11 protein-coding genes are annotated in these 11,216 nt (G+C 39.9%); 7 read left to right on the top strand and 4 right to left on the bottom strand.

Annotated elements, in window-relative coordinates; genetic code table 11:
- Positions 1-95 precede the first annotated feature (95 nt).
- A complete protein-coding gene (locus I8752_RS06945; protein ID WP_214431575.1) occupies positions 96-1,412 on the top strand; it encodes a sensor histidine kinase in 1,317 nt (438 codons plus the stop codon).
- A gap of 74 nt (positions 1,413-1,486) precedes the next feature.
- On the opposite strand, the gene I8752_RS06940 is transcribed toward I8752_RS06945, so the two are convergent.
- Positions 1,487-2,404: an AEC family transporter gene (locus tag I8752_RS06940; protein ID WP_214431574.1), complete on the bottom strand. Its 918-nt coding sequence runs from the start codon at positions 2,402-2,404 to the stop codon at positions 1,487-1,489.
- 101 nt (positions 2,405-2,505) lie between these two features.
- On the opposite strand from I8752_RS06940, the gene I8752_RS06935 reads away from it, so the two are divergent.
- The 3 genes from I8752_RS06935 to I8752_RS06925 all read left to right on the top strand — a co-directional run bounded on the left by I8752_RS06935 (position 2,506) and on the right by I8752_RS06925 (position 5,924).
- Positions 2,506-3,327, top strand: a complete 822-nt coding sequence (locus I8752_RS06935; protein WP_214431573.1) for a M15 family metallopeptidase — start codon at positions 2,506-2,508, stop codon at positions 3,325-3,327.
- A 155-nt stretch (positions 3,328-3,482) separates the two neighbouring features.
- A complete protein-coding gene (locus I8752_RS06930; RefSeq protein ID WP_214431572.1) occupies positions 3,483-4,058 on the top strand; it encodes a TMEM175 family protein in 576 nt (191 codons plus the stop codon).
- Positions 4,059-4,613: 555 nt separating this feature from the next.
- A complete protein-coding gene (locus I8752_RS06925; protein ID WP_214431571.1) occupies positions 4,614-5,924 on the top strand; it encodes an aminopeptidase P N-terminal domain-containing protein in 1,311 nt (436 codons plus the stop codon).
- Between the two features lie 36 nt (positions 5,925-5,960).
- Here I8752_RS06925 and I8752_RS06920 read toward each other — a convergent pair whose 3' ends face one another.
- From I8752_RS06920 to egtC, 3 genes are all read right to left on the bottom strand, one after another.
- Positions 5,961-6,533 carry a Uma2 family endonuclease gene (locus I8752_RS06920; protein WP_214431570.1) on the bottom strand — a complete coding sequence of 191 codons (573 nt, stop codon included), beginning with the start codon at positions 6,531-6,533 and terminating at the stop codon, positions 5,961-5,963.
- An 80-nt stretch (positions 6,534-6,613) separates the two neighbouring features.
- On the bottom strand, positions 6,614-7,405 hold the full coding sequence (locus tag I8752_RS06915; protein ID WP_214431569.1) for a DUF3891 family protein: 792 nt from the start codon (positions 7,403-7,405) through the stop codon (positions 6,614-6,616).
- A gap of 232 nt (positions 7,406-7,637) precedes the next feature.
- Positions 7,638-8,435, bottom strand: a complete 798-nt coding sequence (egtC, locus tag I8752_RS06910) for an ergothioneine biosynthesis protein EgtC (RefSeq protein ID WP_214431568.1) — start codon at positions 8,433-8,435, stop codon at positions 7,638-7,640.
- Positions 8,436-8,992: 557 nt separating this feature from the next.
- Here egtC and I8752_RS06905 point away from each other — a divergent pair.
- The 3 genes from I8752_RS06905 to I8752_RS06895 all read left to right on the top strand — a co-directional run bounded on the left by I8752_RS06905 (position 8,993) and on the right by I8752_RS06895 (position 11,101).
- Positions 8,993-9,199 (top strand): alpha/beta fold hydrolase, encoded by a 207-nt coding sequence (locus I8752_RS06905; protein WP_225895489.1) that lies wholly within the window; start codon positions 8,993-8,995, stop codon positions 9,197-9,199.
- Positions 9,200-9,624: 425 nt separating this feature from the next.
- Positions 9,625-10,092 carry a CAAD domain-containing protein gene (locus I8752_RS06900; RefSeq protein ID WP_214431567.1) on the top strand — a complete coding sequence of 156 codons (468 nt, stop codon included), beginning with the start codon at positions 9,625-9,627 and terminating at the stop codon, positions 10,090-10,092.
- Positions 10,093-10,414: 322 nt separating this feature from the next.
- Positions 10,415-11,101 (top strand): class I SAM-dependent methyltransferase, encoded by a 687-nt coding sequence (locus I8752_RS06895; protein WP_214431566.1) that lies wholly within the window; start codon positions 10,415-10,417, stop codon positions 11,099-11,101.
- The last annotated feature ends 115 nt before the right edge of the window (positions 11,102-11,216 follow it).

Below are 11,216 nucleotides of genomic sequence, written 5' to 3'. Positions count from 1 at the left end.
AGATGAGGGGGATGAGGGGGATGAGGGAGTAGTGTAGTTCAATTACTTGAAAAGTGTTGTAACTGCAAATTACGAATTACGAATTAGCATGAGTTGTGTTTAACCGCAGTCGTCGTAACTTAGCTCTTTGGTTTACCCTTTCGATGGGGGGCATTCTCGTTCTGTTTGCTGGAGTCATTTATCATCTTGAGGTAAAAGACAAACTTCAAGCATTAGATCGACTACTTTATAAAAGAGCAGAGCTAATGGCAGCTAGTTTGCAGTACCGACTTTATCAAGGACAAAAACAAGTCGATCTCAGCAATATACCGCTATTGGGTAGTGGTTCTCACCCCGCTGATATTGAACTAGTTTATGTTCGCTGGTATGACCCGAATGGCAAACTTAAACGTTTTTTTGGTACTCCACCTCCAGAGCGGTTAAAAACGACACCTGGGTTTTCCACTATTAAATCTGTTGACGAATTAACAAATAAAGCGTTTTGGCTTCGTCAAGTCACGCTACCTGTTGAAGGTGGAAATTCGGTCATTGGCTACCTTCAAGTTGCTATCCCGCTGGCGGAGACTCAAAACGAACTCAGAGAATTTCAGTTAATGTTGACCCTAGCTGTGCCTGTAGCGCTAGGATTAATTGGACTTACAGGTTGGGTACTCGGTGGTATAGCTATGCAGCCCGTTAAGGAAGCCTATAACCAGCTGCAACGCTTTACTTCAGATGCTTCTCATGAATTGCGATCGCCTCTTTCTGCGATTTTAACCAATGCCCAAGTCGGGCTACTGATGGCAACAGACCGTCCTCAACTTCATCCCACATTAGAAAACATTATTGATAGCACCAAGTCGATGAGTACTTTGGTGAATAACCTACTGCTATTGGCTCGCCATCAGGGAAAATTAACTTCAGAATCTCTCAAAAAAGTAAATCTTAATAATTTGCTGGAGGATTTAGCCCTTCACTATACTACTGTTGCTGCAAAAGCATCGATTGAGTTGATCGGCCATTTCCCAAAAGAACCCTTTAATTTATGGGCTGACCCCGATTTACTGCGGCAAGCTGTGGAAAACTTGCTGGATAACGCTTGCAAATATACTCCATCTGGTGGAACTGTCTGGTTACGCTTAGAGTCTCACCCAGATCGGGCAGTAATTCAGGTCATCGATACAGGAATTGGAATTCCAGAAGCAGATTTACCTTACATTTTCGATCGCTTTTACCGAGTTGACACAGAACGAGCTAGAGAAAGCGGTGGATTTGGATTGGGATTGGCGATCGTTCAACAAATTGTCCAGGCTCACGGCGGTCAAATTCAAGTAACGAGCAATGAGGGTAAAGGCTCGACGTTCCAGATAAAATTACCGCCGCTCGACAATAATTTTTCGCCTCAAAGAGTCTCTAAAAGAGTAACGATATGAAGGTAATCTGCTGTTGCCAGAAATTGAGCTTAAAGAGGTTTTAAGCGATCGCATCACAATACTTAAATCCAAAGTCAAAACAGCCACAGCCAGACTGGCAGAGTTAGCAACAACACCATAGCCCCTAATGCCAAGGCTGTAACTGTCAGGTCGCGATCTAAATTAAAAGTTTCGGCAATTACCAGTGTGGCAAATGCTGGCGGCATTGCCATTTGTAATACAATCACTTGTGCGGGAACGCCAATTACACCAAAAAGTGGTAAGGTAATGCCGATAACTAAGGGAACTACCAGCATTTTAATTGCTAAACTCATTGCCGCTTGAGGTAGCTTGTACCAAGAATTGAGCCGCGAGAGTCGCATACCAATTAACACCAAAGATAAAGCAACGACACACCAAGCAAATTTCTCTAGACAAAATTCCACTATATTTGGGATGTTTGCCTGTCGCAGTAGCAAGCCCAAACCAAAACTCCACAAGGCAGGATTAATAATGATTGCCTTAGTAATTTGCCAATAATTCCTGACACCACCACCAAAATGAGATGCCAGCACTACACCCAATCCATAAGATCCGAATAGCGAACCGAGTAAATCGTAGAATAAAGCCCAGGCAAAGTATTCTTTTCCTACCATTGCTAGGATGATGGGAAAGCCCAGATAACCCGTGTTACCCACCATAGCCGCCAAAATTAAACTACCTTGGGTTGAGTCTTGAGGAATGGTGTTGGTGAAATAAGCTTGCCCTTTGATTCCTAGCCAAGCTAAAAATGCTCCTAAGAAAATAGCTAAGTAAGCGATCGCAGGTGCAATCCAAATCTGCCCCGATAAATCAGCTTCTCGTAAAAAAGCTACTATACTTATAGGTACTCCCACAGAGAAAAGCCACTGAGCTAAACGGGTGGGAACAGTGGTAGGTAATTTACGTCCCAAAAGAAATCCTAATAAGACTAATCCCACCAGCTTGACGTATAGTTCTAAGAGATTTGTCAAGATTGCGCCTAAAAATACAGATGTAGAATGTTACCCAACATGTTAGTTTTTCTCAAGTTTACAATCTCTAATTAATGTTGAACAAAATCAGGAGTTGACCTTTGAATAGAGCTAGCTTTTCTGGACAACCACAAAATTTATCGGGCGAACCTGGTGACGATATTCCAGTGGCTGTACGCGATACTCCTGATGTAGCACCCAAGATCCGCTTACAACTTCCAATTTTGCTATTGGGAGGAGCAGCAGGCTTTGTTCTACTAGCTATAATTAGTGGCTTTTTGTTTTTCGTCACTGCACCAGAAAAAACTACCAATACCCAGTTTTCAGCAAATAATTCTGCTCCTGCACCTATAACCAAAGACAATAATTCTAGCAATACTCAAGGTAGTAAAAGCGATACTGTATTAGGGCATTTGGCGTATCCAGAAGCACCTCAATCAGAATTAGTGCCAATTAGCGCCGATGGGCGAATTAGAATGCGAAAATCTGCTGCGGCTAAGTTTCGGGAAATGGCCCAAGCAGCGCGGAGTGCAGGTGTGATTTTAGCCCCAATTTCTGGCTTTCGCTCGGTGAAAGAGCAAGAACAGCTGTTTTTTAGTGTTGGCGCTCAACGCAATCAAACTCCAGCGCAAAGAGCCGCTCTCAGCGCTCCTCCCGGTCATAGCGAACATCACACAGGTTACGCTATGGATGTTGGGGATGGGTCAGTACCAGCAACTAATCTTCAAGCCAACTTTGACAATACCAAAGCTTATAAGTGGCTACAAGCAAATGCAGCCCGTTTTGGATTTGAAATGTCATTTCCGAAAAATAACGTTCAAGGTGTCAGTTATGAGCCTTGGCACTGGCGTTATGTAGGCGATCGCGATAGCCTAGAAATGTTTTATAAAGCTAGAAATTTAAAGCCTATCCCGACACCCTAATCGAGGCATAGCTAAGAATATTTACAATCCGTATTTAATAACTAAATTTCATCTCATCACCAATTTCACCAAGCGATCGCTCCCATCGTAAAATTCTTAATAACCATTAGTTACATAATTTACTCTCAAGTCAGCGAAAAAGGAGTGCGTCATCGATGGTGAAAGGGAGGTTAGAAGCATTCAGTGATGGGGTGCTGGCCATAATTATTACCATCATGGTGCTTGAACTCAAAGTGCCACATGGAGCTAATTGGGCTGCCCTGCGCCCTTTGATTTCAGTATTTTTTAGCTATGTGTTGAGTTTTACTTTTATCGGTCTTTACTGGAATAATCACCATCATTTGCTACAGGCAGTCCGCCACGTTAATGGTCGCATTCTTTGGGCTAATATGCATCTGCTATTTTGGTTGTCGCTAATCCCATTTGTTACAGGCTGGATGGGCGAGAACCACTTTGCTGCCTTGCCAGTTGCACTTTATGGTACGGTATTGTTATTCGCTGCGTTTGCTTACTTTATCCTGACCCGTACTCTGATTTCTCACCACGGGAAAGATTCTGCTATAGCGATCGCACTTGGTAAAGACTTCAAAGGAAAAGTATCAGTAGTGTTGTATGCGATCGCAATTCCACTTGCATTTGTCAACTCGTGGTTTGCTTGTGCGTTATATGTTTTAATTGCGATCGTCTGGCTCATCCCCGATCGCCGCATTGAAAAAACTCTGACTCAGTGAAATCTGGGGCTTAATCGTTCGGCGTTTGACCTCAGCGCTGTCAAAGGGTAGCAAAGAGTTTCGTAATTAACACCTAATGTGAATTAAAAACGCCTCTAGTCCCATAAGGGTTTCAAGACTTGTTAAAAATCTTGGTTGAGGTGCAGATAATTGTAAGGGCGGACGGCTGTTCGCCCCTACTCGCATACTTTATTTACCTGAAAAATTCTGTAGGAATTATTAATTACGAATTATAGCCGTCGCCAGTAGTGTTAGGACATCAACAGACGATTAAACCTAGACACAAAAAGACTTTTCACCCAGTCACCAGTCCCCAGTCCCCAGCTATAAGTGTTATGTTCCAAATTCCTAATAATCTAATCTAGAAATAAACTAGTATAATATTTGCACTACATAGAATAAAACTATGACTATAGCAAGCAACAACCACTAGTAAAATGAAAGCAGATTGTCTAAAATAAATTTAAAAAGTAACTACCTATAATAGGTGTAATATATACAATCTGTAGTTACCAAAGGTTAAGATATCACCATAATTTGAGATATAAAGTAGATATGCAAGCAGAATATCGGCAGCGTCGCCAGCAGTTAATGGCAAAAATTGGTAATGGCACAGCAATTTTTCGCAGTGCGCCAATGGCAGTGATGCACAACGATGTCGAATACGCTTATCGCCAAGACAGTGATTTTTTCTATCTGACTGGCTTTAATGAATCGGAAGCAGTGGCGGTGTTAGTGCCACATCATGCAGAACATCAGTTTGTGCTGTTTGTCCAACCGAAAGATCGAGAAAAGGAAGTTTGGACTGGTTATCGCTGTGGCGTAGATGTAGCCAAAGAAATTTATGGTGCAGATGAAGCTTACACCATTGGCGAACTGGATGAAAAGTTGCCGCAATATTTAGAAAAAGCCGATCGCATTTACTATCACTTAGGACGCGATCGCAATTTTAACGACCAAATTTTAGGGCATTACCAAAGTTTATTAAGAACTTATCCCAAACGCGGCACAGGGCCAATTGCCATTGAAGATACCGGGCCAATTCTCGGTAGCATGAGACTAATCAAAAGTGAAGCTGAGTTAGAGTTGATGCGTCAAGCTGCGGCGATCGCCACTGAAGCACACAACCACGCTATAGAATTTACTAAACCCGGACGTTATGAATATGAAATCCAAGCGGAGATAGAACACATCTTTCGCCTACGGGGTGGAATGGGGCCAGCTTATCCTTCAATTGTGGCTTCCGGTGTCAATGCCTGCGTACTTCACTATATAGAGAATGTGCGGCAGATGCAGGATGGGGAGTTGCTGTTAATTGATGCTGGTTGTGCTTATGGTTATTACAACTCCGATATTACCCGAACATTTCCGGTAGGCGGTAAGTTTACACCCGAACAAAAGATATTGTACGAGATTGTTTTATCAGCGCAAAAACAAGCGATCGCTCAAGTAAAACCAGGCAATACCTTCAAATCAGTTCATGATACCGCAGTCCGCGTCCTCACCGAAGGCTTAGTTGAACTTGGCATCCTCAAAGGTGAAATTGATAAGTTAATTGAAGAAGAAAAATACAAACCATATTACATGCACCGCACCAGTCATTGGTTAGGCTTGGATGTTCATGATGTAGGTGTTTACCAACATGGTGAGGATAAACCGCAGATTTTACAACCCGGTCAAATTCTCACAGTGGAACCAGGACTTTATATTGTCCCAGATACGAAACTGGCAGAAGACCAGCCAGAAACCGATCCGCGCTGGGTTGGTATTGGGATTCGTATTGAAGATGATGTCTTAGTTACATCTAATGGACATGAAGTGTTAACTAGTAGCGTTCCCAAAGAAGTAGATAAATTAGAAAGATGAAAAAACGGGGATGGTGCGTACTATCCCCAAGCTAAGTTAAAGAATTCTTGCTTGTTGAAATATTTGTTGAGGTGTAATTTGTAGCCCTTCAAATAAAGGATCTTCTAAACTATCAGTGCTGCGCTTGGTTTGAGGAAGAGTATCTGGATAAAAAATAGTAACAGTTTTTGCTCTAGTATCAATAACCCAAACTCTTTGAACATCAGCTTTGAGATAATCAGTTGCTTTTTCTGTCATTTCTCCAAAAGTTTGACCAGGAGAGATAATTTCTATGACTAATTCGGGTGCAACTGGACAAGCCTCATCTTGCAACCAATCAGCAGAAAGACGGCTATAAGAAACATATGTCAAATCTGCTACAGGAACCCAGTCTTGTTGATTTCGTGTTAGCTTAATTGCCGATTCAATTACAACCCGCTCTTTTCCTTGTGCCCATACAGACAATAGTAGAAATAACGCACCTGTTATAGAACTATGAAAAAATTTTGGTGACATTTCATCGTTTTTGAATTTAGGAACTGCTTCTTTGTCAATTAGTTCATAGATGATATCTCCTTCGGGAAGTGCGAGGAATTCTTCGAGGGTGAATTGGGTTTTGAGTTTTATCATGGTTGGTTCTAGAGTTAAGGATAACTCTATTTTAAATTTTTAATAATTACGTCGATCTCGGCAATCTCCCTTAGTTCTATTCAGCTTGGTATTAAAGTCGTGCTGAGAGTTACCCAACAATCACTTATCAAAGCTTTTTGCATCTCTATTTCATCGTTAAAAGTCTGGTGCAGCATCCGCCCTTCATAGACCAGCTTTATTTCTTTTTGCTCGAACGCCCAAGGAGAGAGAATTACTGTGTGATGATACTCTTTGTCTTCTATCAACGTTAGCTTTAATGTAGTTGTGCCATTAGTAACTGGCACTTGATTAATATATTGTTCGCCAGTTTGTCCTGTACATAAAATTATCGAAAGGGCATCCCATGTTGCTACTAAACGCTTGTTGCGTTCAATCACCTTTGGTATTGCATAAGGTGCGTAGTATTTATCTTTTTGAAGAATGTCAATAATTTGCTTTTGAAAAGCATACTCTATTTTTAAATAATTCTGGACAATTTGAGCAGATTTAGCTGAGTTTTGCCAGCTTGTGAATCTTTCATACAATCCTGTCCCGTGGAGTGAAACAAGTAATGTTACATATCTACCCCAAGGAAATGCTTGCTGTTTAGCACCCGACCAAATATCTATATGTACTTCGATTGGAAGTTCTGTGAATTTATAAGGGTAGCCAGTTTCTGGGTTCAGTGTAGGTTTTTGTTCCCATTGCAGCCAACCAATATCGTGCTGTTCTGCGGCCAGACAAACTTCTTCTTTGGGGACAAATTCACCAAATTGTTCGTTTCCCCACGCTCTTGCTAATTGCCCCGAAAGCCATGCATGATGTGGTTGAGTGATGCAAATCAGTCCAGATTTGGATAAGCGATGTAGCATGAGTTGAAAATTCAATCTATTCCTTGCTTTTCAACTTACAGTTCGTTTGCTATTACCTAAAGGTTAAATTCTTTAGGTAGAGACGAACATACTAACACTATCCTTCTAGACAATTGTGAAAGCAACCTTAATTTCACAAATATCAAACCTGTTGCCAACTGCTTGGGCTTGCAGTTGGCTCTAATATTAAAAGTTTTTGCTCTCCAAAATCTAAACACACACTCGCAGAAAACTAGGCAGATATTTCCAAAAGGCTAATTTTTGGTACTAATGAATCAGCTTGAACAGATAGCATACTTTGCTCTGGAAAGGCTGTCCAATTTTGGTTAGATAAAGGTTCAGAGGCAACAATAACTCGGCTGGGATGAGTTACATCATCGCAATACCAATAAAGAGTAGGTGCTTGTGTACCATAGGCATAGCGAACTGCTGCAACTGATTGACCATCGCTGACAATTATATTAGTACTAAAACTGGTGTCGTATTTTTGAGCCAAGTCAGTCAATTTGTCGAGGGCGATCGCCAGGGCTGACGACAGAGTGCGATCGCCACAAGACTGCCAAATTTCTACTAATAAAGCGAAAATGTGTTCGGAGTCTGTCAGACCTTTAATTAAACGATATGTAGAATCACCAAGGCGATCGCGTATCGGTCTATAAAGTGTTTGTTGAAAGTTTGATATTTCGCCATTATGGACAAACAACAGCTTTCCATTACGAAATGGTTGACAGTTACTGATGTCAAGCGGTTCACCTGTTCCAGCTAGTCGGACATAACCTACACTACAGGCAGATTGTACGTATTGGCTCAAGTCTTTCAGATTCGGATCGTTCCACAGTGGAATCGTATTGCGATAAATAAATGGTTTACCCGCTTCATCATACCAACCTACACCAACCCCGTCTCCACATACGAATCCTGATTTTAATTCCAAAGGATTATAACTTTGATTGTAAAGAGAGTGTTCTTGTTTATATAACAACTCATCTAAGCGAATATTGTCACCAAAATAGCCAATTAATCTACACATACAAAACTGAGGTAATACAAGAGTAATAAAATTTGGTTGCTAGTTACTTCAATACCATTTGAAAATGTATATTTTTGTAAAGCATTATGAATATAATAACAATATTTGGGCATTTTGGCTCTGCTTAAACCGTGACTAAAGTCATATATAAAATTGTGACTTTAGTCTGATTGATTTGATAAAATGACTCTAAAAGTGACTAAATAAGCTAAAAGCTATTACTACTAAATTTGGGATTTTAGTAGTAATTTAGAGACTATTTATAAAGTAAATTTTAAGTAGGGTATGTTATGGCTTTAGCCTAACGCACCGCCATCTAAATGGTGCGTTAGGCGCTTTTTAAGTATTTTTCATGAAAAATCATGTTGAAATCTGCGCCTAACACACCCTACAAGAATTTTATTTTTACTTTATTAGGACTTACGCAAGAACTCTCTGAAACTCTTATAACTTCGTGCCCTTTGCGCTCTTTGCGGTTCGTTTTTTCATAATTTTGCGTAAGTCCTGTTTATTAATAACCTCTTAGGAACTTAGAAAAAGTTATCAAAGATGAAACATTGACATTAGCAAAAATTAATATTCCTGTTTTGGTTGTCTATGGTGATTCAGATATAGCTACTAAACCTATTGCAAGCGATCGCATGGTAGCAGAATTACCTCAGCCTCAAAAAGTTACTATCAAACAAGGTAGACACATGGCGCTGATGGAACAAAATCGTCAGTTTGCCAAAGCTGTTAGCGCCTTTTGCAATGGTTGTTCCTAAACGATCGCTTATATAGCAGAATTCAGGAGTCAGAAGTCAGAAGTCAGAATTAAAACAGGCTTGATACCTGGATTTGAGACTTATATTGTTTACTTCATTAACTTGAAATCTGCTGTAAGACTATAAAAATTCTACTTAATTGCTGAAAAAATCAGTACATTTATACTTTCTTTTTTGTTCTTTATTTTCTGCTTACGCCAGTAACATCAGAAATTAAAGCGGATTGCTATAGAGAAATTTAATTTTTTTAAAGTTTTTTGGATTAGTGTAAAGCTAAATTTGAAATTTTAGGTAAGTGAATTAAAAATTTAATTTTATAACTCTTTAGATAGATAAATTTTATCCCAAGAGGTCGAGGATAATTAGCTTTTAATATGTACCAATAATAGTGGGAGATGTGTCTAGCAATAATTTTTTATCAAGATATGAAAGACCAAGTACAACAACTGGAATATGTCGATCCTAGCTCCTTAGACGACACGACAATAATTAAAATTTCTGAGCCAGGACAAGTGTCTAGATTATCAAGTAATAATAATTTTACTAATCAGATATCAAAAGTCAGCCAAAAAGTTTCTGATTTTTGGGAACGATTACCGGGAAATATAGTTAATTTTTATCATGAGTACAAGTTTCTGATTATTAGCTTTACTTTACTTGTTGTAGTAGTAAATGCCCTCAAAATCTTACTAGCCGTTACAGGTGCTATTAATAGTATTCCATTAGCTTCTACGATTTTTGAGTTAATTGGATTGAGTTATGTAATCTGGATAATTTTTCGCTATTTCCTGAAATCTAACACTCAGCAAGAAGTAGTGAATGAAATTGACTCACTTAAAAGTCAAATTCCAGAGGAAGACGCGGAGAAAGGGAGACGCGGGGATGAAATTTGAATGATTATTAGCTTACTACCCTGATGCGAAGCCGCTAGCCTGTGTCAACGCTCTGCGTATTCTAAGCACTCATCTGAATCGAGAGGATAACTGGAGAGCTTCGTTACAAAAGTAAGCGCTTCTGGTATGTCAATGCCTTGATTCAGGCGATCGCACATCTTAGCGCTTTGTTATCTAATAGAATTTAGGAATCAGAAGCTAAAATTCAGTTGAGTATTATGTGGAACTGGCAAATAAATGGGTTTTATATCTCCATCAAATCTCAATACACTGAGATTTGAGATCGAACTAATTTCAGTATAAAACAGTACTGTCAGTTTTTATGTTTGAACAACAACCTGAAAAATTACAGCTTCATATTAAACAGTTAGCTACCGAAGCTTTACAAACAGCAGAACCATCAGCTTGGTTTGAAGTTTTATACGCCGAAGCTCAAGGCGACGCAACACAAGTTCCTTGGGCAAAGTTGGCTCCTCACCCTTATCTACAAGACTGGTTAACTAATCATCAACCATTCGCTTCTAGACAAAAGGCGCTGATAATCGGTTGCGGTTTGGGAGATGACGCAGAAGCTTTAGCAAAACTGGGATTTGAGGTAACTGCTTTTGATATCTCTCCTACAGCTATTGCATGGTGTCAGCAACGATTTCCCAATTCGACTGTCAACTATCTAGTTGCAGATTTGTTCGCCCTACCAGAAAAATGGCATCTTGCTTTTGACTTTGTATTTGAATGTCGTAATATTCAAGCTTTGCCTTTGAATGTGCGTTTTTCAGTTATCTCCTCAGTTACCTCCCTTGTGGCTCTCGGTGGGACACTTTTAGTGATTACTCGCGTTCGGGACACAGAAGCTGAACCGAATGGCCCTCCTTGGCCATTATCAGACTTGGAACTTCAGCAGTTTGAAAGTTTGGGATTACAGCAAGTAGAAAAACTCGTGTTTTTAGAGTCTGAGCAAGTTGAGGTTAAACAAGTGCGGATTGAATATCAAAGGCATAATTCTATCTAGGCGATCGCTAGTTTTAATAATGTAAAAAATAATTGAGACCACAAAGGTTAAAAAATAATTAATTTTGGCTAATTTTTTGGAAAGATAGAGCAAATAACCACGCATTAATCAGCTT

It is taken from the genome of Dendronalium phyllosphericum CENA369 (assembly GCF_016056275.1).
GTDB lineage: Bacteria > Cyanobacteriota > Cyanobacteriia > Cyanobacteriales > Nostocaceae > Dendronalium > Dendronalium phyllosphericum.
The sequence above is the reverse complement of the archived record's forward strand: the minus strand, read 5'-3'. Positions and strand labels throughout refer to the sequence as shown.